Below are 26,749 nucleotides of genomic sequence, written 5' to 3'. Positions count from 1 at the left end.
GCCTTGGTTCTCTTTACCGCTTTACGCCCCAATCACCCCGCCATCTTCACGCGTGATCATCAACACCGATGAACGCGGGCGCGGGCTGTTGTTCGGGAAGTGCGAGTCGCCCTCTTCTCCCGGATGCTGCACGTTGACGAACATCGTCTTGTAGTCCGGAGTGAAGGTGATGCCGGTCAGTTCGCAGGACTTCGGCCCCACCATGAAACGGCGAATTTCGCCGCTGACCGGATCGCCCACCAGCATCTGGTTGTTGCCCTGCCCGACGTAATCTCCCTTGTTGCTGTACTTGCCGTCGGTGAGGATCCACAGGCGGCCGGCGCGATCGAAGCCCAGCCCGTCCGGGCTATTGAACGTGTTGTCCGCCGTGATGTTCGGCGTGCCGCGGTTGACGCCTTCCGGGTGGGCAATCGGGTTGCCACACAGCGCATACATGTCCCAGGCAAAGGTGCCGGCGGTGGCGTCACCGCCTTCATCCCAGCGAATGATCTGGCCATAGATATTGTTCGGCCGCGGGTTGGCGGCGTTCAGCGGCATCCCTTCCTCACCGCGCTTGCTGTTGTTGGTCAGCGTGCAGTACGCGCGGCCGTCATGCGGGTTCACCGCGATCCACTCCGGACGATCCATTTTGGTGGCCCCGACCTGCTGTGCCGCCTTGCGGGCGAAGATCAGCACTTCGGCCTCATCGCGGAAGCCGTTCTCCGGCGTCAGGCCGTTCTTGCCGAACTCGAGCGCAATCCAGCGCCCTTTGCCCTTCAGCGGCGTGCCGGCTTCGTCGCCGTCGAACTGCGCCACGTACAGCGTTCCCTCGTCCAGCAGCGTGCGATTGTTGGCCGGATTGGCGGCGTCGACCACGCATTTGGAAACGTACTTATAGATATGCTCGCCGCGCTCGTCGTCCCCCATGTACACCACCAGACGGCCATCTTTGGCCACGGTCACCGCCGCATTTTCATGCTTGAAGCGGCCCAGCGCGGTGTGCTTGATGGGCGTCGAGGTCGGATTCAGCGGATCGATCTCCACGATCCAGCCGTGGCGGTTGAATTCGTTGGGGTTCTTCGCCACGTCAAAGCGCTCGTCATAGTCCGGCCAGTTACGCTCCGGCTCGCTGACCTTCAGCGTGTAGCGCTTCTGTTCCGGCGTGGTTGGGTAATCGGCCTGACGGGTGCCGAAGTAGGTATCGAAGTTTTCTTCGCAGGTCAGGTAAGTGCCCCACGGCGTCTTGCCGTTGGCGCAGTTGCCGAAGGTGCCCAGCACCTTGCGCCCGCTCGGATCGGCGGCGGTCTGCAGCAGCGGATGCCCGGCGGCCGGGCCGCTGAACTGCATGTCGGTGTTGGCGGTGATGCGGCGGTTATAGCGCGACGGGCGCTCCACTTCCCAACGCTGGCCGTCGCCGACGCGCTTTACCGCCACGATGGAAACACCGTGCGCCGCCTGCGATTTACGCACCTCTTCCAGGCTGGTGGCCTTAGTGCCGCCGTGGGCGAACAGGTATTGCTCATTGACGTATTCGTTATTGATGGCCATCACGCCGTGGCGATCGTCGATCGGGAAGAAGCTCATGCCGTCGTTATTGTCGCCGAACTGTTTTTCCTGATCGGCGGCGCTGTTGTTGCCCTGCGGATCGAAGGCCGGTGCGCCATCCACCAGCGGTTCTCCCCAGGAGATCAGCACCTCCGCACGGTAGCCCGGTGCGATGGTCACCTCGTCGGCGGTAGAGGCGGCGATGCCCTGAAAGCCCAGCAGTTTGTTAGGCGGCAGATCCTCGGCCAACGCCTCGGCGGAGACCGACCAGATGCCGCCGCCGAGAAAGCCGGCCAGGCCTACGGCGCCGGCGCTGCCGAGCAGCAGTTTGCGGCGAGTGGGATCGATCAGGCGGTCGGCGTCTAATTGCTCAATTTGCTTGGTCATAGCGTGGTTACCTTTTTAGTTATGGCGCCGCGGTCAAGATTCACCAGAGTTGCCGGGGCGCTCGGAGTTGGGCTTCATACTAATCAGGTAATGTGACGGAAAGGTTACGGACGACGGGCGCAAAAAGGCCGGGGGCGCAATTGCTTGCGCCCCCGGGGGGAGTTGGCTAACGCGCTGAAATCAGCGGCGCTGCAGGATCTCGAAGCAGTAGCTGTGCGAGTTCAGATCGTCGGCGTCGTGGAACTCGCTGAACGTGGTTTCCCACTCGTCCGGCTCGTAATCCGGGAAGTGGGTATCGCCGCCGACCTCGGCGTCGATATGCGTCAGGTACAGGCGATCGGCGCGCGGCAGCAGCTGGGTATAGATGCGCCCACCGCCGATCACCATTACTTCTTCCACGTCGCCGGCGGCGGCCAGCGCTTCATCCATCGAGGTCACCCAGGTCACCCCGGCTTCGCTGCCCGGACGGCTGCTCAAAACGATATTGTGGCGGCCCGGCAGCGGGCGGCCGATGGACTCGAAGGTCTTGCGGCCCATAATAACCGGCTTATTCAACGTGTTGCGTTTAAACCACGCAAGGTCCGCCGGCAGGTGCCACGGCATGGCGTTTTCCATGCCAATAACGCGATCCGCCGCCAAGGCAGCGATCAGGCTGATAATCATTGTTTAACCCTGTGTAGGCAGCAAAATTGGTGACACTATACGTAAAGGCCTGAGTGCCGTCGATAGGCTAATCAAGCAAGATGAATATATAAGATAGCTCTTATCAGCATATCTAATAACCAACGATCTCCCGCCGGGAAATTTCACACGCCGGGGCGTTTGCGGTACAGCCACAGGCCCGGCAGCGACAGGCCGATCGACAACGCACCGACAATGAAACTGGCCTTGAGGAAGTTGGTGATCATGATCTCCATCAAGGCTTCGCTGTAGCCCAAATGCGAGATTTCTACCACAGTTATCATCGCGGTATAGGCGGAAATGCCGGGGAACATCGGGATCACCGCCGCCACGGTGAACACCTTCGGGTGCGCCAGCAGCCAGCGCGACCAGTAGATACCGATGATACCGATCAGGATCGCCGCCAGCAGCGAAGCCCACTCGATGTTCATGCCGCCGTGCATCATCAGCATGCGCGAACCGCGCCCGATGGCCCCAAGCAACGCGCAATAACGCAGCGCGCGCAGCGGCACGTTGAACACCATGGCGAAGCCCAGCGCCGGCACCGCCGCCAACAACATCTCCTGCAACAAGGCCCACAGCAGACTCATGACCACCCCCGCAGATCCCACAGCGACATCGCCATCACCACCCCGATGCAGGTCGCCAGCGTCAGCAGGCTGGCCATCGCCCAGCGCGCCAGCCCGGTGTTGACGTGCCCCTTGAACATATCGGCCACCGCGTTGATCAGCGGGAAGCCCGGCACCAGCAACAGCACGCTGGCGGCCATCGCCACGCTCGAGGTGTCCTTAAACGCCGGCAGGCGCAGCAGCAGCCCGGAGATCGACGTAGCAACAAACGCCGTCAGGCAAAAATTGATCAGCGGATTCATATGGCGGGCGGTGAGAATTTGGCGCACCAGCATCGCCGTGCCGCTGGCGATAAAGGTCACCAGGAAGGCGTCAGCGCCGCCACCGTTGAGCATGCTGAAGCACCCGCAGGACAACCCCACCATCAGCACCACCAGCCAGCGCGGGTAGCGCAACGGCCGGATCCTGTCAAAACGGCGCGCCACGTCGTGCGCATCCGCCAGGTGGTGCTCGGCGAGGATCACGATATGCTGCACTTCGGTCACCACCTGCATATTGATGCCGCGATCGACGTTCTTGCGGGTGGTGGTCAGACAGGCGCCGTGGCTGAGGGTGGTCAACACCACCGCATTGGCGGAGATCGAGCTTTCCACGCTGTCCATCCCCAGCGCCAGCCCCAGGCGGGTCGACAGCTGTTCCACCACCGTGCTCTCGGCGCCGTGCTGCAACAGCAGCAGCGCGCATTGAATGCACAGGCGGGTAATTTCACGCTGTTGCCGGTGCGGCTCCGGCCTCTCTGTGGCGGTAGTCTGCTGCATGGTGCTCCATCGCTGGCGGTAGATGAATAATTATCATAGAGCCTAACAATACCTCATTGGGTTGATGCGCATCAGAGGAAGCGGCGTTATTATCGCCAGAACTCTGTCTTTTGCGCGAGACGTCCCCATGCTTGAAACTTCGCTGTTCGTCGCCGGCATTGCCGCCCTCGGCATGCTCTCCCCCGGCCCGGATTTTTTCCTGGTGATCAAAAACGCCGCCCGTTATCCGCGGCTGGCCGCCATGATGACCGCCTTCGGCGTGATCTGCGGCGTCGCCACTCACATGTCCTACTGCGTCGCCGGGCTGGCGGTGGTGATCACCACCACGCCGTGGCTGTTTAACCTGCTGAAATACGCCGGGGCGGTCTATCTGGTGTGGATCGGCATCCAGGCGCTGCTGTCGCGCGGCGGCGGCAAGATGAACATCAGCAATCTGCCGCAGCAGCAGGTCAGTCTGAAGAGCGCCTTTGCGCAAGGCTACCTGTGCAACCTGCTGAACCCGAAGGCCACCCTGTTCTTCCTGGCGGTATTCACCCAGGTGCTGCAGATCGATTCCGGTCTGGGCGACAAGCTGTGGTACGCGGGGATTATTCTCGGCCTGTCGGTCATCTGGTGGCCACTGCTGGTGTTCCTGATCCAGAGCGGGCCGGTGCGCCGCGGGTTGGAAAAGACCCAGAAGATCGTCGACAAGCTGCTGGGCGGTATGCTGATCGCCTTGGGCATCAAGGTCGCACTGAGCTAAGCAAAAAAAGGGGCGCCGATCTGGCGCCCCTACTCTTATCCTTTGGCTTCCACCACTTCATCCTCCGGCGCCTTGCCGTCGATACTGCCGCGCCAGCCGGTCTGCTGCACCCGCGCCAGCCGATTCTGATCCTGCTCGATGGCCGCGCTGAGCATCTCCTTGGCCCGCTGCAGGCTGGCGATGCGGAACTCGGTGTCCTGATAATTCTCCAGCGTGTCTTCCAGCATCTTCAGGTTATAGCGGCGGAACGTATCCGCCTTCTCGCGCGCCTCATAGGCGTCCAGCCCCAGCAGCTCAAGCGTTTCACGGCCGATACGCAGCGAGCTTTCAAAGGTTTCGCGCTCCGGTTTTTCCACCCCCAGCTGCCGTAGCTGATACCAGTGATCGACGTCGCGCGCTCGCGCCACCACCTTCAGATGCGGGAAGTGCTGCCTGGCCAGCTCGGTTAACGCCAGGCTGTCTTCCACGTCGTCGATGGCGTTAATCAGCACCTTGGCGTGGGCGGCGCCGGCGGCCTCCAGCAAATCGGCGCGCGTGGCGTCGCCGTAGAACACCTTGGTGTCGAATTTGCGCAGCGTCTCGATATGGTCCGGATCGTGATCCAGTACCACGGTGTGTACGCCGTTGGCCAACAGCAAGCGGCCGGCGATCTGACCGAAACGGCCGAAGCCGGCGATGATCACGCTGGCATTCTCGTCGTCGATAACGTCAGCCGGGCGCTCCTCTTTCGGCGCATTTTTCTCCAGCTGCGCGGCAATCACCAGCAGCAGCGGCGTGGCCGCCATCGACAGCGCCACCGCCAGCGTCAGCGACTTGGCCCATTCGACCGGCAGGACGCCGGCCAGCTGCGCGGCGCTGAAGATCACGAAGGCGAATTCACTGCCCTGCCCCAGCAGAATGGCGAACAGGCCGCGCTGGCGCTTCGGCACGCCGAGCAGCGGCCCAATCAGCCACAGCAGCGCCGCCTTGATCAGCATAAAGCCCAGCAGCAGCGAGGCGATCAGCAGCGGGTGATGGAACAGCGTGCCGAAATCGATCGACATGCCGACGCCGATAAAGAACAGCCCCAGCAGCAGCCCCTTGAACGGCTGAATATCGCTCTCCAGCGCGTGGCGGTATTCCGAGCTCGCCAGCAGCACCCCGGCGAGGAACGCCCCCATCGCCATCGACAGCCCGGCCATCTCCAGCAGGATGCCGAAACCGAACACCAGGAACAGCGCCACGGCGCTGAACACCTCGCGCATGCCCGAACGGGCGACGAAGTGCAGCAGCGGGCGGGTGACGTAGCGGCCGAGCAGCACCACTATCGTTAACGCGCCCACCACCTTGGCCGCCGACAGCACGAAAGCGCCCAGCGTGGTGGTGGCGCCGCTGCTGGCCAGCAGCGGGATCATCGCCACCAGCGGGATCGCCGCGATATCCTGGAACAGCAGCACCGCAAATGCGCTGCGGCCGATCGGCGACGGCGTCAGGTTGCGTTCGCTCATCGCCTGCATGGCGATGGCGGTGGATGAGAGCGCCAGCGTCAGGCCGATCAACAGCGCCACCTTCCAGTTGAGGCCGAGGAAGTAACAGAAGGCGCTCAGCGCCAGGCCGCAGCCCACCATCTGAATGCTGCCGCCGCCGAACACCGAGGCGCGCAGCGTCCACAGCCGCTTGGGATCCAGCTCCAGGCCGATGATAAACAGCATCAGCACCACGCCGATCTCGGCGAAGGTCAGGATCGACTCGGCGTCCGACACCAGCTTCAACCCCCAAGGGCCAATGATGCAGCCGGCAATCAGGTAGCCGAGCACCGAGCCCAGCCCCAGCCGCACCGCGATCGGCACAAACAGCGCGGCGGAGCCGAGGTAGATCAGCCCCTCGATCATCATGTGGTGGTTATCCATGGCTGGCCTCCCGTGTTTCCGCTTCGGCATGTTCCATCAGGTAGTCGACCAACCGCTGCCGGTAGGCTTCGCCGGCGGCGAGCAGCGCCGGTTCGTTGCAGGTAAAAGTGTTATGCAGGGCGAAATAAGGCTGCCAGTTCATGCCGCAGTAAATCGCCGTGGCCTGCAGCGGCTGCGCCAGCGCGGCGAAGTTGGGAAAGTCGCCCAGCTCGAAGTGGTGCTCGTCGCCGCCGCTGGTCACCGCCCACAGGCAGTCTTTACCCACCAGCGCGTTGCCGTCGTGGCCGTAGGCCCAGCCGTGCTCCAGCACTTTGTCGATCCACAGCTTCAACAGCGGCGGGAAGCTGTACCACTGCATCGGATGCTGCAGCACCACCAGGTCGGCGCGCTCCAGCGCCCGCTGCTCCGCGTTGATGTCGATATTGAAATCGGGGTACAGCTCATACAGCGAGCGCACCTCTACCTCAGGGAGATCCCTCACCGCCTGCAGCAGGCGCTGATTGGCATGCGAATGCCGGGGATACGGGTGAGCATAAATTATCAGAATCATTGTTATCGTCGTTCCTTCGTTCCTTGCCAATACACCAAGCATATACCAATCACACAGGGTGACAGTTTGCCCACTGATTGATAGCGGAAATTTTTAACGCCAGCCGACAAATTCGCTGAATAAAAAAGGCGCTGCATCTGCAGCGCCCCTGGCGTAGCGTTATCGCGCGGTTATTTGCCGATGCGCGCGTGCATTTCCTGCACCGACGTGACCTGCTCGGTCGGATCCGCTTTCAGCGCCATCGCGGTGGCGAAGCCGCCGTTCAGCGTGGTGTCGTAGTGCACCTTGTACTGCAGGGCGCTGCGGCGAATCAGCTTGGAGTCTTCAATCGCCTGACGGCCGGCCGTGGTGTTGACGATGTAGGTGTACTCGCCGTTCTTGATACGGTCCTGAATGTGCGGACGCCCTTCGTGCACCTTGTTGACCAGGCGCGGGTTGATGCCCGCTTCGCCCAGCACCACCGCGGTACCGTGGGTGGCGTCCAGCTCGAAGCCCTGCTTCAGCAGGCTGGCGGCCAAATCGACCACGCGAGCCTTGTCGCCTTCACGCACCGACAGCAGCGCGCGGCCCTGCTTTTTCATGCCCGAGTTACTGCCCAGCATCGCTTTGGAGAAGGCTTCCGCGAAGGTGCGGCCCACGCCCATCACTTCCCCGGTAGAGCGCATTTCCGGCCCCAGAATCGGGTCGACGCCCGGGAATTTGTTGAACGGCAGCACCACTTCTTTCACCGAGTAGTACGGCGGGATAATTTCTTCGGTCACGCCCTGCTCAACCAGCGTTTTGCCCGCCATCACGCGCGCGGCCACTTTAGCCAGCGGCACGCCGGTCGCTTTGGACACGAACGGCACGGTACGCGCGGCGCGCGGGTTCACTTCAATCAGGTAGACTTCGTTGTCTTTCACCGCGAACTGCACGTTCATCAGGCCGCGTACCTGCAGCTCGAACGCCAGTTTTTCCACCTGGCGACGCATCACGTCCTGAATTTCCTGGCTCAGGGTGTACGCCGGCAGCGAACACGCGGAGTCGCCGGAGTGCACGCCCGCCTGCTCGATATGCTCCATGATGCCGCCAATCAGCACGCGTTCGCCGTCGCAGATGGCGTCGACGTCCACTTCCACCGCGTCGTCCAGGAAGCGGTCCAGCAATACCGGCGCATCGTTGGACACGCTGACCGCGGTCTGGAAGTAACGGCGCAGGTCGGTTTCGTCATAGACAATCTCCATCGCCCGGCCGCCCAGCACGTAGGAAGGGCGCACCACCAGCGGATAGCCGATGCCCGCCGCCTTCTCCACTGCCTGCTCGATGGCGGTGACGGTGGCGTTGGCCGGCTGCTTCAGGCCCAGACGGTTAACCGCCTGCTGGAAGCGCTCCCGGTCTTCGGCACGGTCGATGGCGTCCGGGCTGGTGCCGATGATCGGCACGCCCGCGGCTTCCAGCTCGCGCGCCAGCTTCAGCGGGGTCTGGCCGCCGTACTGCACGATCACGCCCTTCGGCTTCTCGATGCGCACGATTTCCAGCACGTCTTCCAGCGTCACCGGCTCGAAGTACAGGCGGTCGGAGGTGTCGTAGTCGGTAGAGACGGTTTCCGGGTTGCAGTTGACCATGATGGTCTCGTAGCCGTCTTCGCGCAGCGCCAGCGAGGCGTGCACGCAGCAGTAGTCGAACTCGATGCCCTGGCCGATACGGTTCGGCCCGCCGCCCAGCACCATCACTTTCGGCCGGTCGTTGGTCGGGTTGGACTCGCACTCTTCTTCATAGGTGGAGTACATGTAGGCGGTGTCGGTGGCGAATTCCGCCGCGCAGGTATCCACGCGCTTGTACACCGGATGCAGGCCGTGGCTGTGGCGCAGCTTGCGAATTTCGCTCTCGGCGACGCCGGCCAGCTTGGCCAGACGGGCATCGGCGAAGCCCTTGCGTTTCAGGGTGCGCAGGAACGCTTTGTTCAGGCCGTTGATGCCCGCTTCGGCCACCTGTTCTTCCAGGCGCACCAGCTCTTCAATCTGCACCAGGAACCAGCGGTCGACGTTGGTCAGGTTGAAGACGCCGTCAACCGACAGACCGGCGCGGAAGGCGTCGGCGATGTACCAGATGCGGTCAGAGCCGGCGTCTTTCAGCTCGCGGCGGATCTTGGTCAGCGCTTCCGGATCGTCCAGGCTTACTTTCGGGTCGAAGCCGGTGGCACCCACTTCCAGACCGCGCAGCGCTTTTTGCAGCGACTCCTGCTGGGTGCGGCCGATGGCCATCACTTCGCCGACCGACTTCATCTGGGTGGTCAGGCGGTCGTTGGCGCCGGCGAACTTCTCGAAGTTGAAGCGCGGGATCTTGGTCACGACGTAGTCGATGGACGGTTCGAACGATGCCGGGGTGCGGCCGCCGGTGATGTCGTTCATCAGCTCATCGAGGGTGTAGCCCACCGCCAGCTTGGCGGCGATCTTGGCGATAGGGAAGCCGGTGGCTTTCGACGCCAGCGCCGAAGAGCGCGACACGCGCGGGTTCATTTCGATAACGATCAGGCGGCCGGTTTTCGGGTTGACCGAGAACTGCACGTTGGAGCCGCCGGTTTCGACGCCTATCTCACGCAGCACCGCCATCGAGGCGTTGCGCATGATTTGGTATTCCTTGTCGGTCAGGGTCTGGGCCGGTGCGACGGTGATCGAATCGCCGGTGTGGATGCCCATGGCGTCGAAGTTTTCGATGGAGCAGACGATGATGCAGTTGTCGTTCTTATCGCGCACCACCTCCATCTCGTACTCTTTCCAACCGATCAACGATTCATCGATCAGCAGCTCGTTGGTCGGCGACAGATCCAGACCGCGTTCACAGATCTCTTCGAACTCTTCGCGGTTGTAGGCGATGCCGCCGCCGGTGCCGCCCATGGTAAAGGAAGGGCGGATGATGCACGGGAAACCGACGTCAGCGGCTACCGCCAGCGCTTCTTCCATGGTGTGCGCAATGCCGGAACGCGCGGTGTCCAGACCGATTTTCTTCATCGCCACGTCGAAACGGCGACGGTCTTCGGCCTTGTCGATCGCATCGGCGGTCGCGCCGATCATGGTAACGCCGAACTCGGCCAGCACGCCCTGACGCTCCAGCTCCAGCGCGCAGTTCAGCGCCGTCTGGCCGCCCATGGTCGGCAGCACCGCATCCGGGCGCTCTTTTTCGATGATCTTGCGCACCACTTCCCAGTGGATCGGCTCGATATAGGTCGCATCGGCCATTTCCGGGTCGGTCATGATGGTCGCCGGGTTGGAGTTGACCAGAATGACGCGGTAACCCTCTTCGCGCAGCGCTTTACACGCCTGGGCACCCGAGTAGTCGAACTCACACGCCTGGCCGATAACGATCGGGCCAGCGCCGAGGATCAGGATGCTTTTTATGTCTGTACGTTTTGGCATTTTTTACTGCTCCTGATTATTTGGCGTTAGAACGGTAAGTCTCAATCAGTTCGATAAAGTGATCGAACAACGGCGCGGCATCGTGCGGGCCTGGGCTGGCTTCCGGGTGCCCCTGGAAGCTGAACGCCGCTTTGTCGGTGCGGTGAATGCCCTGCACCGTATGGTCGAACAGCGATTTGTGCGTGACGCGCAGGTTCGCCGGCAGGTTGTTTTCATCGACGGCGAAGCCATGGTTCTGCGCGGTGATCATCACGGTGTTGTTGTCCAGATCCTTCACCGGGTGGTTGCCGCCGTGGTGGCCGAGCTTCATCTTCATGGTTTTCGCCCCGCTGGCCAGCGCCAGCAGCTGGTGGCCCAGGCAGATGCCGAACACCGGAATGTCGGTTTCCAGGAACTGTTTGATGGCAGCGATGGCGTAGTCGCACGGCTCCGGGTCGCCCGGGCCGTTGGACAGGAAGATGCCGTCCGGATTCATTTTCAGCACCTCGTCGGCCGGGGTCTGCGCCGGCACCACGGTCAGACGGCAGCCGCGATCCACCAGCATGCGCAGGATGTTGCGCTTGGCGCCGTAGTCGTAAGCCACCACGTGGAACGGCAGTTCCGCGGCGGTTTTGGCTTCCGGCAGGTCGCCTTCAAGCGTCCAGCTGCCTTGCTGCCAGCTGTAGGCCTCTTGGGTGGTGACCTCTTTCGCCAGATCCATGCCCTTCAACCCCGGGAAACCTTGCGCCTTGGCCAGGGCCAGCGCGGCGTCCGGCGAGTCGGCGGCGATGATGCAGCCGTTCTGGGCGCCCTTCTCGCGCAGCAGGCGGGTTAATTTACGGGTATCGATATCGGCGATTGCCACGATGTTGTGACGCTTGAGGTAGTCGGACAGGCTTTCTTCGTTGCGGTAGTTGCTGGCGATCAGCGGGAGGTCACGAATGACGAGGCCTTGGGCGTGTACTGCGGAGGATTCTTCGTCGGAAGCATTGGTGCCGACATTGCCGATATGAGGATAAGTAAGAGTAACGATCTGGCGGGAATAGGAAGGATCAGTGAGGATTTCTTGATAACCGGTCATCGACGTATTGAAGACCACTTCCCCCACTGCCGTTCCCTCTGCCCCGATGGCCCGACCGTGGAATTGGGTTCCGTCTTCCAGAACCAATAGCGCTGACTTTATCAAAACACCCTCCAAGGAATAATCAATCACAATATTTGCATATTAATTCAGATATCGCGATCTAAATCAATGCAAAAACCGTCCGCGAGGCCAATTTTTGGCAAATTGGGCGCATTTTAATGATGAGTGCCCGGCTTGTCTACCCAAACTGCCATTTTTTGTTTTATTTTTGCAGTTCTCACCGCTCATGCGGCTTGAGCGGCGATAAAAACACAGAAAACCGGGGCTGGAAAACGGTTGCGAGGCTGAATGACGAAAAATGGCGCCAGAATGGGCTCCAAAGGACGCTAAAATGGGATCTGGTGGATAAAAACGGGATGATTAGCAAGGTAAACATCAACAAATAACAATCAATAAAATAAAATCACACCAACGCTTCATTTTTCATGTTAAAAAAAAGGACAATAAAATTATTGTCCGATTATCATAGCATTATGACCAACACAACCACATCACGATGGTATGCAAATCAATTATAACTGGTCCAAATTCAACACGTCACGCATATCAAACAGACCTTTATCCCGGTTATGCAACCAGGCGGCTGCGCGCACCGCGCCGCTGGCAAAAGTCATCCGGCTGGAGGCCTTATGGGTGATTTCCACCCGTTCACCGATGTCGGCGAACATCGCGGTGTGCTCGCCGACGATGTCGCCGGCGCGAATAGTGGCAAAGCCGATGCTTTTCGGATCGCGTTCGCCGGTATGGCCTTCGCGCGCATAGACCGCGCAGCTTTTCAGGTCGCGCCCCAGCGCACCTGCGATCGCTTCGCCCATGGCCAGCGCCGTGCCCGACGGCGCATCCACTTTGTGGCGGTGGTGCGCCTCAACGATTTCGATATCGGTATAGTTGCCCATCACCTGCGCGGCCTTCTCCAGCAGTTTCAACACCAGGTTGACGCCGACGCTGAAGTTGGCGGCGAACACGATGCCGATATGCTGCGCCGCATCGCGGATCGCCTGTTTGCCGGCGTCATCGAAGCCGGTAGTGCCAATCACCATCGCCTTGTGGTGCGCCACGCAAAAATCCAGGTAACCCCGGGTGCTTTCCGGGCGGGTGAAGTCGATCAAAATATCGAACTCGTTCGCCACCTTCTCCAGACTGTCGCTCACCTTGACGCCCAGCGCGCCGATGCCCGCCAGTTCGCCGGCGTCGACGCCGACCAGGCTGGAGCCCGGGCGCGACAGTGCCGCCCCCAACACCACGCCTTCCGCCTGCTGCACCGCCTGGATCAATTGACGGCCCATCCGGCCGCCGGCGCCCGCAATCGCAATGCGGATTTGTGAATCACTCATGCTTGCTCTCTTCTTGATTTGACGCCTATCCCATTAGGCTATCGATTCAGGGTAACCGCCCCGCTTCAGCGTCGCCAGAGGATTCATTTCATAATTAGAAAATTATGATATTCCTCCGTTCTCATCAGCGATGCTGTCGTGAGATTAACATTCAACCGATTTGGCGGCCTGCGACGATTGTACATAATCATGCAGTTTCCATGGCAAAAAAATGCAGAAAAAAGGCGCCGAAAACGGCGCCTGAGGAAGGAAGAACGGCGAGGTCAGGCAGTAATGGCGGCCACTTCGTTGGCGATCGCCGTTAGCGCGTCGTGGCGGGCATAATCCTCACGCACCAGCGCCGCGCGTTGCCGATAGATCGGCTGTTGCAGAATGCGCATCGTCGCCGCCAGGATCTGTTCGGCGGTCGGCGTACTGGTGTGCAGGCAGATGCCGCAGCCGGCGGCCACCACGCGCGCGGCCGCCTCCAGCTTGTCCTCGCCGGTGCCGGCGACGATCAGCGGCACGCCGCAGTCCAGCGCATAGTTGATCGAGCCGTAACCGCCGTTGGTGATCAGCAGCGCCGTCTCCGGCAGCCAGCGTCCGAAGGAGATAAACTCCCGCACTCTGGCATTGCCCGGCAGTGCCTCCATCAGCGCTTCCGTCGCCCGTCCGCCGGTCGTGGCCAGCACTCGCACCGGCAAATGCGCCAGCGCTTGCAGCGTCGGCACGATCAGCTGATGCAAATCGACATTGGCCAACGTGCCCTGAGACACGATTACCAGCGGCCGGCGGTCGTCCGCCTCCCACAGCGTCTCTTCCGCCGCCGGCAGGCAGCCGCTGCGCAGCGGGCCGACGAAGCGCACGCCGCTCGGCAGGTCGTCACGCTCATATTCCAGCGCCGTGGTAGCCAGCTGCAGGAAACGCTCGCAGCCGCCGATCAGCGCATCGGTGAACGGGCGATCCAGCGCCCGCCCGCCCGCCTGCACCAGCGCGGTATCGAAGCTCTGCTGTACTTCATCGAGCAGCACGCGCGTTTCTTCATCTACCAGCTGCTCACGGGTCAACGCCTTCGGCAGCAGCGCCGGCGGGATACGCGGGCCATAAAAAATAGCATCGCGCGAAGAATACGACAGCGGCGTAACGCCGATACCGAAGACCGGCGGCCGCTCGGCGGACTGCAGCAGCGGCAGCACGCCGTAGAAGCAGTTCTCCACCATCAGCAGATCGGTCTTTTCGGCGGCGATGGCCGCACGCAGCTGCCGATCCAGCAGCGGGATCGGTGCGGCGAAGAAATCCTTCAGCGCCAGCGCCATCTGCGCATTACCCGGCGGCAGCGCGGCGCGCGCCGGGAAGTGCTCTTCCAGGTGGCGATAGTCGAAATCCACCTGCGCGTCGAACGGCACGAAGTTCGCGCCCGCCGCCTCGGCGCGTTCGCGAAACAGCGCGCCGGTCATCACCCGCACCTGATGCCCCTGGGCAATCAGGTGGCGAGCGATGGCTAACATCGGGTAGACGTGCCCCGGAGTGGCGACCGCCGCCATCAGTATCCTTGCCATAATGCTCCTTTACGCTTCTGCGTTGGCCGGCTTCAGCGCCAGATTGGCGCACACCGGGTTGCTCTGAATATGCACGCGCTGCAAATGACGCGCGGAACGGGCGGTAAAACCCTCACGGCCGTGCAACAGCGAGAAGTTGTCCGCCACCACCACGTCGCCCTGCTGCCACTGATGGGCATAATAGTGACGCGGATCGTACAGGTGCTGCTGCAAAGTGTGATGGAACTGTTCCTGCTGCTGTTCCGGCACACCGTGATATTCCAGCGCATGCTGGTTGAGGAATTTTTTCCCCTCCGTCGGCGGTTCATTGTAGCGCATGATTAACCCCCTGCCGTTCGGGTGCTGCACCACCAGCGGCGAACAGACTTCACCGCCGTAATGCACCACCTGCTTGATGCGGTAGGTGATCGAGACCGACAGCCACTGATCCAGCAGCGCTTCGTCCGCATTGGCCAACAGCCGCGTGGTGTCGACGAAGGTGGTGCATCCGCCTTCGTCCTGAGAGGGTGCCGCCACGCAGTGGAACAGCTGGAACTCGGGGATGGTCGGCTTATACATGCCATCCCAATGCAGCGGGACGTAGCTGCTGTCGAAGATATGATCCTTGGCGTCCGGATGTTCCTTCACGTCCAGCACCGCACCGAACGGCCACATCATGATTTCGCCCCACTGTTCGGCATAGCGAGTCAGGACTTCCGCCTCGTTGAAACCGGAGTCGAATCCGCGCAGCACCAGCAAGTGGTGTTCCTGCGCCAGCGTTCGCAGCGCCGCCACCGGCAGATCGCCGATCTTTTGCCCCGGATGCTGCGGCGTCAGGATCGCGCCGAACGGGGTATTCGGTTGGATATGGCAATTAAGCGGTTGGTTGTTCATCGGTGATTCTCCTTGCATCGAATGTGCTGCTCACACGGCAACGTGCCGTTAAAAACGCGCCCGCCAGGATTTCGGGCGCAAAAGCCTGCGACGGCCTCAGGCCATCTGTGGCTGCTCGATCAGGTAATGGCTCGGCGTGCCGCGGATCTCCACTAGTTCGCCGTCCAGGCTCTGCGCATCTTTACGCTTCATCAGCACGAACTGGCCGTTCACGTTGGCCGCCACGCCGTGCCACGGCGTCAGCCAGTCGTCTTTGGTCGGCATCATGTGGATGCCCATTTTCAAGCTGTCGACCGGCTGCGGGTGAATCGACAGGCGGATCGCTGCCGGGAAATGTTGCGCCAGCAGGTTGCCCCAGGCCCAGCTGCGTTGGATCACGCCGCAGGCGCGCTGCTTGGCGTCCTTCTGCAGCGCGGCGTTGGAACCGCTGTAGCCCGGCAGCTGACTGTCTTCATACAGGAAGCGCGTGATGGCGCGGTACAGCGAGAGGCCCTGTTCGTCCTGCATCAGCTGTTGCTTGATCGCCTCTTCCGATTCGGCGTAGCCCTCCACCAACAGCCGGCGCAGCAGATCGTAATCGTCGGTATGCTCCGCCAGGCCTTTGACGTCGCCGAGGTTGAACACGCTCAGGTGCGTCGCGCCCACTTCATGCAGCAGGCCTTCAATCTCGCGCTGATAGTGGTTGATCGCTTCGTCGCTGACGCGGATCAGATCGCCGAACACGTGGCCGTCGGAGCAGATAACGATATGCGCACCCGGCGGATAATAGAGTTGAATACGCTGGCACAGCGAATTGAGAAAGATCAGCGACAGCCGCTCCGCCATGTCCGGCACCGCGCCGATCACCTTGTTGGTGTTGGGCGACTTGGTCGGAAAGGCCGGCAGTACGAATTCGATGCGCTGCTCGTTTTCAATGAATGCCCGAATGCGCGGCAATTGCACCTGAGTGACCCGCTGTTCTTCTTCGGCAATTGAGGTGTCGCCACCGGGGAAACGGCGGCGGTATTGCAATAATTCACGTAGGATTTTTAACGCTATTTCATCTTTCTGAACGCTGTCCACAATGTGCTCCTGTTGCGATGCGGCGCGGGTGTATTATTGAAAAGCGCAATAAGATTTATCAAAAAGAGAAAAAACCTCTGCGTGATAATAATTAGCCCGGCGTTTATATGCTTCAGGCAATATAGAAGAGATGGTGCTATATTATTAGCCCGTATAATTCACAATCTTGGTTAAGTTGTGCTTAACAAACTATGAGCAATATTTTAAAACGCATGGCCATTTTCTCAAAAGTGGTCGATTGCGGCGCATTCAGCATGGCGGCAAAAGAATTGGGCATGACGACCTCGGCCGTGAGCCAACATATTCGCCAGTTGGAGGAACATCTGGGCATTCAATTACTGTTGCGGTCGACGCGTTCATTGAGTCTGACCGAAGCCGGATTGTGCTTTTATGAAGATTGCCTGCTGATGATCCACGCCGCCGAACGCGGCCAACAACGGATCGCCGCGCTGCGTGGCGAACTGGTGGGTGAACTGCGCGTCGCCACCTCGACCGAATTCGCCACCCACTATCTGGTGCCGGCGCTGCAGAGCTTCCTCGACGAGCACCCGCGGCTCACGCTGCGGCTGGAAATCCACGATGAAAAGATAGACCTGATCGCGCAACGCATCGATCTGGCGATACGCGGTGGCGTGCTGGCCGACTCCAGCTACGTTTCCACGCGGCTGGCGCGCTGCCGCGAAGTGCTGTGCGCCTCGCCGGCCTACCTGGCGCACCACGGCGTGCCGGATTCGCCGCAGGCGCTGACGCATCACCACTGGGTGACCTTTACACCGCTCGGCAACCCGCAGTTTGTTCGTCTGATCCATCGCGACGGCAGTGAACACCGCATGCGCATGACCGGGCGCTTGTTCACCAACAGCGGTATGGCGATGAAGGAGTTGGCGCTGACCGGCAAGGGTATCATTCGCAATTTCTTCGCCAACGTTGAGCGTGAGTTGCTCAGCGGCGAGCTGATTGAAATATTGCCCGACTGGCGATTACCAGAAATAAATTGCTATGCCATTATGCCGCGTCGGGAGATTCAGCCATTAAAAGTCCGACGATTGCTGGAGCATATGAAGCTTTATTTAAAGGAGAAAGGATTAAACGCCTTAGAACATATTCGGCAGGAATAAAATAAGAAACATCTGCAACACCTGTTATTGTAATTATTGTAATCACCTTGCCAACGCCAGGCCTTATTTAGATTGCAGGCTAATGATACCTTGATTAATGACTTTTCGTCAGCTTATATAATTAATGACACCGACGCTATTTCAAATACTCAGAATAAATTTGACTTTAGTTAGCAGAAAATTTGAATATGCGCAGAGTTTTATTTTCAATGCCATGCGAATGCCCAAAAAAAACGGGAAGCCTGAGCTCCCCGTTGTCATCCGCCGGCGCCTGTCAGTCTATCTGACGAACGTCCACGCGCAGCTCTTTCGGCACTTCGAACACGATGTTCTCTTCACGCCCGCTGATTTCATGCACGTCCATACCGCCCAGCGCTTTCAGGCGAGAGATCACCTCCTGCACCAGCACGTCCGGCGCTGAGGCACCGGCGGTAACGCCGATATGGCGCGCCCCGCTCAGCCAGCTCTCCTGAATATCCGCCGCCGAATCGATAAGATAAGCCGGTTTGCCGACGCGCTGCGCCAGTTCCGCCAGTCGGTTGGAGTTGGAGGAGTTTTTTGACCCCACCACCAGCACCACGTCCGCATCGCCGGCCAGGTTACGCACCGCTTCCTGACGGTTGGTGGTGGCGTAGCAAATGTCATCCTTGCGCGGGCCGATAATGCTCGGGAAACGCTGGCGCAGGGCGTCGATCACGTCCGAGGTATCATCTACCGACAGCGTGGTCTGCGTCATGAAGCACAGGTTGCTTTCATCTTTCACCTGCAGCTTCCACACGTCTTCCGGCGACTCGACCAGGTACATGCCGCCCTGCGGGTTGCTGTACTGGCCCATGGTGCCTTCCACCTCCGGGTGCCCGGCGTGGCCGATCAGAATCGCTTCGGTGCCGCGGCGGCTGGCGCGCGCCACTTCCATATGCACCTTGGTCACCAGCGGGCAAGTGGCGTCGAACAGCATGGTCAGATCGCGCGCCTTGGCTTCGGCACGCACCGCCTGAGAAACGCCGTGCGCCGAGAAGATCAGGATAGAGCCGTCCGGCACTTCCGCGATCTCTTCGATAAACACCGCGCCGCGCTCACGCAGGCTGTCGACCACGTAGCGGTTGTGCACCACTTCATGCCGCACGTAGATCGGTGCGCCATACAGTTCCAGCGCGCGTTCCACGATGCTGATCGCACGATCAACCCCGGCGCAGAAGCCGCGCGGGTTAGCCAGCAATATTTGCATGCATCTCCTCCTGCTGCGGATCGATCTCCAGCACTTCGATATCGAAGGTCACCGGATGGCCCGCCAGCGGATGGTTGAAATCGACGGTGATCGAATCTTCCGCCACCGCGCGCACCACGCCCGGCATTTCACTGCCGTCGATGGCGGTAAACAGCATGATGGTGCCCACGTCCGGCACGCCGGTTTCCGCGAAGTCGCGGCGCGAGAAGAACTGGACCAGATCCGGGTTCTCCGCGCCGAACGCCGCTTCCGGCTGCAGGGTAAAGGCGCATTTGTCGCCCGCGCGCAGGCCAAGCAGCTGCGCTTCCAGCGGTGCCGACAGGCTGCCGTCACCCAGGCGGAACAGCGCCGGCTTGCCGCTGCTGCGGGTGGATTCGGCGGTCGAACCGTCTTCCAGTTTCAGCGTAAAGTGAACCAGCACCGCGCTGTCACTGATAACCTGAGCCGTCATATTACTCACCTTTACTCTTTGCGTCTTTGTTCGCCGGCGACAGGAAACCTTCCAGCACGATCATCGCCGCGCCCACGCAGATGAAGCTGTCCGCCAGATTGAAGGTCGGGTAGTGCCAGTCACCGACGTAGAAGTCGATGAAATCGACCACGAAACCGTGCCACAGGCGATCGAACAGATTGCCCAACGCCCCGCCGATAATAAAGGCGTAGGCGATGTTGTTCAGCTTCTGCTGCGCGGTGCTGCGGTACATCATCACCAGCAGCACCGCAACGATGGCGATGGCGATGCCGGCGAAGAACCAGCGCTGCCAGCCGCCATGGTCGGCCAGGAAGCTGAACGCAGCGCCGTAGTTGCGCGCGTAAAACAGGTTGAACGACGGGATCAACGGCTGGGACTGGCCCAGCGTAAAGTTAGCGAGGATCCACTGCTTGCTGCCAAAATCCAGCGCCAGCACCGCCACCACAACCCACAGCCAACGCAGGCCGGTCGAACAAATTGATTTACTCATCAGGCGCGAGTTCTCAGGCAAAGTTACGCTTCTCGCCGTCACCGGCGACGTTGCTCACACAGCGGCCGCAGATGTCTGCGTGTTCCGCCACCAGGCCGATATCGGTGGTGTAATGCCAGCAGCGCGGGCACTTCTCACCCGGTGCCGTGCTGAAGGCGATCTTCAGCCCTTTCAGCAGCTCGGAAGCCTGCGCGTCGGCCGGCGCATCCGCCAATGGCGCAACGCTTGCCGCAGAGGTCAGCAGCACGAAACGCAACTCATCCTGCAGGCTGTTCAGGCGCGCCGCCAGCTCGCTGTCGGCATACAGCGTTACCGCCGCTTCCAGCGAACCGCCGAGGCGCTTGTCGGCACGCGCCTGCTCCAGCACCTTATTCACTTCGCCGCGCACTTTCAGCAGCTCGGCCCAGAAAGCGTCGTTCATCGGCTCGCCTTCCGCCAGCCCGAACAGGCCGTCGTACCACTCTTCGGTGAACACGTACTGCGCGCGTTTGCCCGGCATGAAGCCCCAGATCTCGTCCGCAGTGAACGACATGATCGGCGCCATCCAGCGCACCAGCGCTTCCACGATGTGATACAGCGCGGTCTGGCAGCTGCGGCGGGCGACGCTGTCGCTCTTCGCGGTGTACTGACGATCCTTGATGATATCCAGGTAGAAGGAGCCCATCTCGACCGAGCAGAACTGCATCAGACGCTGCACCACTTCATGGAAATCGTAGTTGGCGTAAGCCTGTTCAATATCCTGCTGCGCCGCCAGCGCACGGCCGACCGCCCAGCGATCCAGCACTACCATGTCTTCCGGCGCCACGCAGTCGGTGCTCGGCTCGAACCCGTTCAGGTTGGCCAACAGGAAACGCGCGGTGTTGCGGATGCGGCGATAAGAATCAGCGGAACGCTTGAGGATCTCGTCGGAGACTGCGATTTCGCCGGTGTAATCGGTCGATGCCACCCACAGACGCAGAATGTCACCGCCCAGCTTGTTCATCACGTCCTGCGGGCTGACGGTGTTACCGATCGACTTGGACATCTTGCGGCCCTGGCCGTCGACGGTGAAGCCGTGGGTCAGCACTTCTTTATAAGGCGCCTTGCCTTTCATCGCGGTGGAGATCATCAGCGATGACATGAACCAACCGCGGTGTTGGTCGGAGCCTTCCAGATACATGTCGGCGCTGTGGCCCTGGAACTCAGGGCGCACGTCGACCACCGAAGCGTGAGTGGAACCGGAATCGAACCACACGTCCAGCGTATCCGGCACTTTCACGTAGTCGGCGGCTTCCGCGCCGAGGATGTCGGCCGCGTCCAGATCCCACCAGGCCTGAATGCCGTCTTGCTCGACGCGCTTGGCCACTTCTTCCATCAGCTCAACGGTGCGCGGGTGCAGCTGCTCGGTTTCTTTGTGCACGAACAGTGACATCGGCACGCCCCAGGTGCGCTGACGCGAGATGCACCAGTCCGGGCGGTTGGCCACCATCATTTCGATGCGCGCCTGGCCCCAATCCGGGATCCACTGCACGCCTTTGATCTCTTCCAGCGACTGCTGACGCAGGCCTTTCTGATCCATGCTGACGAACCATTGCGGCGTGGCGCGGAAGATGATCGGCGTCTTGTGGCGCCAGCAGCACGGATAGCTGTGCAGGAACTTCTCGACGTGCAGCAGTGCGCCTTTCTCACGCAGCAGGTCGACGATCAGATCGTTGGCCTTGAAGACGAACTTGCCGTCCAGCAGCGGGTAGGTGCCGGTCAGGTAGCAACCGTTCGGCCCTACCGGGTTGGCCACTTCCAGGCCGTATTTCTGGCCGATCACGAAGTCGTCCGGGCCGTGGCCTGGCGCGGTGTGCACCGCACCGGTACCGGCGTCCAGCGTCACGTGCTCGCCGAGGATCGCCGGCACGTCGAAGTCCATGAACGGGTGTTTGAAGCGCAGCAGCTCCAGATCGGCGCCTTTGCAGCTGCCCAGCACCGTCCATTCGGTGATGCCGGCGCGTTTCATCACGCTTTCTACCAGCTCGGCCGCCAGGATCAGGCACTGGCCGTCAACCTGCACCAGCTGATAGGTGAAGTCCGGGTGCAGCGAGATCGCGCGGTTGGCCGGCAGGGTCCACGGAGTGGTGGTCCAGATAACCAGGGAGATAGTCCCGTTGAAGTGGCTCACGCCGAACTTGGCCGCCACGGCAGCCGCGTCGGCCGCATGGAAGCTCACGTCGATCGACGGCGAAGTCTTGTCGTAGTACTCCACTTCCGCTTCCGCCAGCGACGATCCGCAGTCGGTGCACCAGTGAACCGGCTTGGCGCCTTTCAGCAGGTGGCCGTTGCTGATGATCTTGCCCAGCGCGCGGATGATGTTGGCTTCGGTTTTGAAGTCCATGGTCAGGTATGGGCGATCCCAGTCGCCCAGCACGCCCAGGCGGATGAAGTCCTTCTTCTGGCCTTCAACCTGCTCGGCCGCGTACTCGCGGCACTTCTGGCGAAACTCGGCCGCCGTCAGCTTCTCGCCCGGTTTGCCGTACAGCTGTTCAACCTTCAGTTCGATAGGCAGGCCGTGGCAGTCCCAACCCGGCACATAAGGCGAGTCGAAGCCGGCCATCCCTTTCGACTTGATGATAATGTCTTTGAGAATCTTGTTAACCGAGTGACCAATGTGAATGCTGCCGTTCGCATACGGAGGGCCGTCATGCAAAATGAAGGTTTTTTTGCCCTTTTTGGCAGTACGAATAATCCCGTACAGATCCTGTTCATACCAACGTTGCAGCATGCCAGGCTCGCGCTTGGCGAGATCGCCGCGCATCGGGAACCCTGTTTCCGGCAAGTTCAGGGTATTCTTGTAGTCACTCATTAGATTCTCGGTTCCGTTTTCGGCTATAGAGATTAAACCGGTGTCTGTAGCCCGAAGAACTTCCGGGCCGTCACCACATCATTGGCGATTTGCTGCTTCAGGGCATCGAGCGAAGCAAACCGTTGTTCATTACGCAATTTTGCGCGGAGCACCACCTCAATATGGCGCCCGTAAAGATCCATTGTGACATCCAGCAGATGCACTTCCAGCTGCTGGCGCACGCCGGCGACGGTCGGGCGCGTACCGATATTGGCCACGCCCGGCAGCGGCTGCGGCCCCAGGCCGTACACTTCTACCGCATACACCCCTTTCACCGGCGCTACCAGACGCTTGAGCGGCAAATTGGCGGTCGGGAAGCCGATGGTGCGGCCCAGCTCGTCGCCGTGCACTACGCGCCCGGAAATGCTGTACGGGTGGCCCAGCAGGGTCTCCGCCAGCGGCAGATCGTCCTCGCTCAGTGCGGTGCGGATCGCGGTGCTGCTGATGCGCCGCTCGCCTTCGCGGAAGGTCGGGGTGCTGACCACCTCGAAGCCGTACTCTTTTCCGGCCTGCTGCAATAGCGAAAAATCGCCCTGACGCCCGGCGCCAAAGCGAAAATCATCCCCCACCATCAGGAATTTGACGCCCAGTTTTTCCACCAGCAGCTCGGCGACGAACGCCTGCGCGGTGTTGGCGGCAAAACGCGGATCGAACTTGACGCACAGCAGGTAGTCGACGCCCGCCTGCGCCAGGTAGTTGGCCTTGTCGCGCAAGCGCGTCAAGCGGGCCGGCGCCTTGTCTGCGGCGAACATCTCCAGCGGCTGCGGCTCAAAGATCATGACCATCACCGGCAGCCCGAGGCGTTTCCCTTGTTGCTTCAACTGCTCCAGCAGCGCCTGATGACCGCGGTGTACGCCGTCAAAGTTGCCGATGGTGAGCACGCAACCATGGTGGCGCGCCCGGATATTGTGAATGCCGCGAATTAGCTCCATAGCTGGCTCAAAACAGTGGAAATCGGCGGATTATACCTTGTACAGCCGGTAAGGTTAACCCGCGATTGGTGCCTTTATGTAATAGACATACCATACCGGAGATAATCTGCGCGTGAAACGGCTTCGCCGCAGTTTATCCGGCGCTGCCGGGCCGATTCTCGACCGCGGCCAACGGCTTGCGTCCGCCGCGGCAAAACATTGGCGAATTTTCTCGCGAAACACTGTATTCCCAAGAGCGAAGCTGGTAAAATCCTGCGCCATCACAACGTAGCGAGTGCCGCCTGTACAAACGGCGCTTATTTGCACAAATCCATTGACAAACGAAGGCTAAAAGGGCATATTCCTCGGCCTTTGAATTGTCCTCAATAGAATATATTTGGGAGTTGGACCTTGGCTAATATCAAATCAGCTAAGAAACGCGCCGTACAGTCTGAGAAACGCCGCAAGCATAACGCTAGCCGTCGCTCAATGGTGCGTACCTTCATCAAGAAGGTAGACGCAGCTATCGCAGCTGGCGACAAAGAAGCAGCACAAACTGCATTCCTGGTAATGCAGCCACTGGTGGACCGTCAGGCAGCTAAAGGCCTGATCCACAAAAACAAAGCAGCGCGTCATAAGTCAAACCTGACTGCACGCATCAACGCAATGCAATAAGCATTTCGTTATCTGCTTGATAAAAAAACCGGCTCAGGCCGGTTTTTTTACGCCCTGCGTTCACTGAACCGCTAGCAGGAAAACAGCGCCGAAAAGTCTTTGTTGCACACGCGCTGCACCGCCGGATGCTGGATCATGCGCTCGGCGAAGATGATGTAATACTCCTCCTGCACGCTGTCGATGCGCCCAATCTCCACCACGTTGTCACCGTTGTAGGTATCCTGCGCATACAGCGTCGGCGCCACGAAAATCGCATTGTGGTACATGCCGAAGGCCTTCATCAGCGCCGCATCGTCGAACTCGCCCAAGATCTCCACCTGAATGCCCTGCGTATTGAACCAGTTGAGCAGCTTGCGCCCCAGCATCGAGCGGCGGCCGGGGATCAGCAGCTTGCGCTGCTCCAGGCAGGCCGGGAACGGCAGCTCCGGCGCCGGCTGGCGGCAGAAGAAGCTGATGCCGCACTCGCCCAGCTTCAGCGAGAACAGCCCTTCCTGCTGGCTGGAGTCTACCGGGCAATCCGACAGGATCATATCCAGCTTGTGCTGGCTGAGCTGCTCCAACAGCATCTCGTGCGTCGATTCAAAACAGCGCAGGTGGATCTGTTCGTTATCCACCACTACCGCCGTTTCCAACACCTGGCTGACCAGGCGCTTCGACAGCGCGTCCGCCACGCCAACGTCGAACAGCAGGTTTGACTCTTTGCGGTAGTTGACGATATCCAGCATTTCCTGGCTGAGCATAAACATCTTGTCGGCATAGCGGAACACCAGCTGCCCCAGCTCCGAAGGCACCAACCCGCGCCCCTGGCGTTTGAACAGCTTGCCGTCCAACCGCTCCTCCAGCGCTTTGATCTGGCCGGTGATGGTCTGCGGCGTCAAAAACAACGCTTCGGCGGCACCGACCACGGAACCGGCCTTGCAGACCTGCCAGAAATAGTAAAGGTGATTAAAGTTGATATGCGACATCCTCACGAGCGGCTCTCCTTAACAACGTTTCGCAGCGGCAAACGGTGTGCCTTGACGAGCGACAAACTTCCTTTCCCTGCTTCAGACAACGTATAGCCCCATTAGTCCCAACGAAGAACGGCCGAAGGTGCACATATTTTATACCGCACAGCTCCGACCAGCCATTTTATTGTGTGCCCTTATCGGGCACACGCAGGATTAACGCACCCGCGGCAACGCCAGACGCAGCAGCCCATACCCTGCCACCGCCGCCGCAGTGGAGCCCAACAGGATCCCCAGGCGGGAATAGGTGCTGAGCGCCGCATCCGCATCGCCAAACGCCAGCGAGGCGATGAAAATCGACATGGTGAAACCAATACCACAGAGCACCGAAACGGCAAACACCTGTTTAAAACCGATCCCCTCAGGCAAGCGGGCGATGCCCATTTTCACCGCCAGCAGGCTGAAGAGGAAAATCCCCAGCGGCTTGCCGATAAACAGCCCGGCCGCAATCCCGACCGGCAACAGCGACGTCAACCCTTCCAGCGATACGCCCTGCAAAGAGACCCCGGCGTTGGCGAAAGCGAACAGCGGCAGGATCATAAACGCGACCCAAGGGTGCAGCTCATGTTCCAGCGTCTCCGACGGCGACGGCCCCTTCTTGACGTTCAGCGGGATCATAAAGCCGACGATCACCCCGGCCAGCGTCGCGTGTACCCCGGACTTGAGGATAGCTACCCACAACACCAGGCCGACCATCATGTACAGCGAGGTTTTACCCACGCCACGCCAGTTCATCACCGCCAGCAGCACCGTCGCCGCCGCCGCCACGCCCAGCGCCACCATCGACACTTCATGGGTGTAGAACAGCGCGATGATGATAATCACGCCCAGGTCATCGATGATCGCCAACGCCAGCAGGAACACTTTCAGGCTGGTCGGCACACGGTTGCCCAGCAGCGCCATTACGCCCAGCGCGAAGGCGATATCGGTCGCGGCCGGGATCGCCCAGCCCTGGCGGGTGACGTCATCCGCGCCGTTGAACAGCAAATAAATTAGCGCCGGCGCCAGCATGCCGCCCAGCGCGGCGATCGCCGGAAACACCGCCTTGTCGCGCCCGGACAGCGAGCCTTGCATCAGCTCGCGCTTGACCTCGAGCCCCACCACCAGGAAGAAGATGGCCATCAGGCCGTCGTTGATCCACAGCAGCAGCGGCTTGGCGATCTCCAGCGAAGCAATCTTCACCATCACCGGCAGGTTAAGGAATGCCTGATAGATCCCCTGCGCCGGGCTGTTGGCCATGATCAGGGCGACGATCGCCGCCGCGATCAGAATGATGCCGCCCGCGGCTTCCTGACGTAAAAATTGACGAATGATGTTGGTCACAATACGTCTCTCCAAATCTGTGCAGGGCGTAGCGCCCTGCGAACCACAGTCATGAAGTGAGTATAGAGGGCGTTTTAGTTCGAAAAAATAAGTTTATAAATGCTAAATAACTCGATAAAACCGATCAAAAGCACGAATAAGTCACATTATTTATAGGGAATTAGTGGTGCA

General features: G+C 60.4%; 22 protein-coding genes. 3 read left to right on the top strand and 19 right to left on the bottom strand.

Annotated elements, in window-relative coordinates:
- Positions 1-21 precede the first annotated feature (21 nt).
- From C3F38_RS05605 to C3F38_RS05590, 4 genes are all read right to left on the bottom strand, one after another.
- The gene (locus tag C3F38_RS05605; protein ID WP_055316102.1) at positions 22-1,911 is read right to left on the bottom strand and encodes a PhoX family phosphatase; all 1,890 of its coding nucleotides are present in this window, start codon (positions 1,909-1,911) and stop codon (positions 22-24) included.
- A 180-nt stretch (positions 1,912-2,091) separates the two neighbouring features.
- Positions 2,092-2,574, bottom strand: a complete 483-nt coding sequence (gene folA, locus C3F38_RS05600) for a type 3 dihydrofolate reductase (protein ID WP_038873402.1) — start codon at positions 2,572-2,574, stop codon at positions 2,092-2,094.
- Positions 2,575-2,717: 143 nt separating this feature from the next.
- Positions 2,718-3,182 carry a threonine/serine exporter gene (locus tag C3F38_RS05595; RefSeq protein ID WP_055316103.1) on the bottom strand — a complete coding sequence of 155 codons (465 nt, stop codon included), beginning with the start codon at positions 3,180-3,182 and terminating at the stop codon, positions 2,718-2,720.
- Entirely contained in the window at positions 3,179-3,979 is an 801-nt protein-coding gene (locus C3F38_RS05590) for a threonine/serine exporter ThrE family protein (protein ID WP_038873396.1), read from the bottom strand. Before C3F38_RS05590 ends, C3F38_RS05595 begins: the two co-directional genes overlap by 4 nt.
- Before the next feature lie 127 nt (positions 3,980-4,106).
- Here C3F38_RS05590 and C3F38_RS05585 point away from each other — a divergent pair, with 127 nt between their 5' ends.
- Positions 4,107-4,721, top strand: coding sequence for a LysE family translocator (locus C3F38_RS05585; protein WP_038873393.1), 615 nt, complete (start codon positions 4,107-4,109; stop codon positions 4,719-4,721).
- 35 nt (positions 4,722-4,756) lie between these two features.
- Here the strand turns inward: C3F38_RS05585 and kefC are convergent, their stop codons facing one another.
- The 8 genes from kefC to pvcA all read right to left on the bottom strand — a co-directional run bounded on the left by kefC (position 4,757) and on the right by pvcA (position 16,485).
- Positions 4,757-6,610, bottom strand: a complete 1,854-nt coding sequence (kefC, locus tag C3F38_RS05580; protein WP_038873391.1) for a glutathione-regulated potassium-efflux system protein KefC — start codon at positions 6,608-6,610, stop codon at positions 4,757-4,759.
- Positions 6,603-7,160 carry a glutathione-regulated potassium-efflux system oxidoreductase KefF gene (kefF, locus tag C3F38_RS05575; protein WP_038873389.1) on the bottom strand — a complete coding sequence of 186 codons (558 nt, stop codon included), beginning with the start codon at positions 7,158-7,160 and terminating at the stop codon, positions 6,603-6,605. Before kefF ends, kefC begins: the two co-directional genes overlap by 8 nt.
- A 170-nt stretch (positions 7,161-7,330) precedes the next feature.
- Positions 7,331-10,555 carry a carbamoyl-phosphate synthase large subunit gene (gene carB, locus C3F38_RS05570; protein WP_038873387.1) on the bottom strand — a complete coding sequence of 1,075 codons (3,225 nt, stop codon included), beginning with the start codon at positions 10,553-10,555 and terminating at the stop codon, positions 7,331-7,333.
- Positions 10,556-10,571: 16 nt separating this feature from the next.
- Positions 10,572-11,720 carry a glutamine-hydrolyzing carbamoyl-phosphate synthase small subunit gene (carA, locus tag C3F38_RS05565; RefSeq protein ID WP_048232622.1) on the bottom strand — a complete coding sequence of 383 codons (1,149 nt, stop codon included), beginning with the start codon at positions 11,718-11,720 and terminating at the stop codon, positions 10,572-10,574.
- A gap of 470 nt (positions 11,721-12,190) precedes the next feature.
- Positions 12,191-13,012 carry a 4-hydroxy-tetrahydrodipicolinate reductase gene (gene dapB / locus C3F38_RS05560; RefSeq protein WP_038873380.1) on the bottom strand — a complete coding sequence of 274 codons (822 nt, stop codon included), beginning with the start codon at positions 13,010-13,012 and terminating at the stop codon, positions 12,191-12,193.
- A 263-nt stretch (positions 13,013-13,275) separates the two neighbouring features.
- Positions 13,276-14,535, bottom strand: coding sequence for a glycosyltransferase (locus C3F38_RS05555; RefSeq protein WP_055316104.1), 1,260 nt, complete (start codon positions 14,533-14,535; stop codon positions 13,276-13,278).
- A 24-nt stretch (positions 14,536-14,559) separates the two neighbouring features.
- A complete protein-coding gene (locus tag C3F38_RS05550; RefSeq protein WP_047729007.1) occupies positions 14,560-15,423 on the bottom strand; it encodes a TauD/TfdA family dioxygenase in 864 nt (287 codons plus the stop codon).
- Positions 15,424-15,519: 96 nt separating this feature from the next.
- On the bottom strand, positions 15,520-16,485 hold the full coding sequence (gene pvcA, locus C3F38_RS05545; protein ID WP_047729009.1) for an L-tyrosine isonitrile synthase: 966 nt from the start codon (positions 16,483-16,485) through the stop codon (positions 15,520-15,522).
- Positions 16,486-16,676: 191 nt separating this feature from the next.
- Between pvcA and C3F38_RS05540 the strand changes: the two genes are divergently transcribed.
- On the top strand, positions 16,677-17,603 hold the full coding sequence (locus C3F38_RS05540) for a LysR family transcriptional regulator (RefSeq protein ID WP_048232615.1): 927 nt from the start codon (positions 16,677-16,679) through the stop codon (positions 17,601-17,603).
- A 274-nt stretch (positions 17,604-17,877) separates the two neighbouring features.
- Here C3F38_RS05540 and ispH read toward each other — a convergent pair whose 3' ends face one another.
- From ispH to ribF, 5 genes are read right to left on the bottom strand one after another with little or no spacing between them, the layout of a single operon-like run.
- Positions 17,878-18,831 carry a 4-hydroxy-3-methylbut-2-enyl diphosphate reductase gene (gene ispH, locus C3F38_RS05535; protein ID WP_038873368.1) on the bottom strand — a complete coding sequence of 318 codons (954 nt, stop codon included), beginning with the start codon at positions 18,829-18,831 and terminating at the stop codon, positions 17,878-17,880.
- Complete coding sequence (fkpB, locus tag C3F38_RS05530) at positions 18,812-19,282, bottom strand: FKBP-type peptidyl-prolyl cis-trans isomerase (RefSeq protein WP_033637057.1); 471 nt, start codon at positions 19,280-19,282, stop codon at positions 18,812-18,814. Before fkpB ends, ispH begins: the two co-directional genes overlap by 20 nt.
- A gap of 1 nt (position 19,283) precedes the next feature.
- On the bottom strand, positions 19,284-19,793 hold the full coding sequence (gene lspA, locus C3F38_RS05525) for a signal peptidase II (RefSeq protein WP_038873364.1): 510 nt from the start codon (positions 19,791-19,793) through the stop codon (positions 19,284-19,286).
- Between the two features lie 13 nt (positions 19,794-19,806).
- On the bottom strand, positions 19,807-22,623 hold the full coding sequence (ileS, locus tag C3F38_RS05520) for an isoleucine--tRNA ligase (RefSeq protein WP_038873361.1): 2,817 nt from the start codon (positions 22,621-22,623) through the stop codon (positions 19,807-19,809).
- A 32-nt stretch (positions 22,624-22,655) separates the two neighbouring features.
- Entirely contained in the window at positions 22,656-23,594 is a 939-nt protein-coding gene (gene ribF, locus C3F38_RS05515) for a bifunctional riboflavin kinase/FAD synthetase (RefSeq protein WP_038873358.1), read from the bottom strand.
- Positions 23,595-23,984: 390 nt separating this feature from the next.
- Here ribF and rpsT point away from each other — a divergent pair, with 390 nt between their 5' ends.
- Positions 23,985-24,248 (top strand): 30S ribosomal protein S20, encoded by a 264-nt coding sequence (gene rpsT, locus C3F38_RS05510; RefSeq protein ID WP_033637053.1) that lies wholly within the window; start codon positions 23,985-23,987, stop codon positions 24,246-24,248.
- Positions 24,249-24,319: 71 nt separating this feature from the next.
- Here the strand turns inward: rpsT and nhaR are convergent, their stop codons facing one another.
- Both nhaR and nhaA read right to left on the bottom strand, forming a co-directional pair.
- Entirely contained in the window at positions 24,320-25,219 is a 900-nt protein-coding gene (gene nhaR / locus C3F38_RS05505; protein ID WP_104456912.1) for a transcriptional activator NhaR, read from the bottom strand.
- A 192-nt stretch (positions 25,220-25,411) separates the two neighbouring features.
- Complete coding sequence (gene nhaA / locus C3F38_RS05500) at positions 25,412-26,578, bottom strand: Na+/H+ antiporter NhaA (RefSeq protein WP_055316105.1); 1,167 nt, start codon at positions 26,576-26,578, stop codon at positions 25,412-25,414.
- Positions 26,579-26,749 lie beyond the last annotated feature (171 nt).

The sequence above is a fragment of the Serratia sp. SSNIH1 genome (assembly GCF_002935055.1).
Taxonomy (GTDB): domain Bacteria; phylum Pseudomonadota; class Gammaproteobacteria; order Enterobacterales; family Enterobacteriaceae; genus Serratia; species Serratia nevei.
The sequence above is the reverse complement of the archived record's forward strand: the minus strand, read 5'-3'. Positions and strand labels throughout refer to the sequence as shown.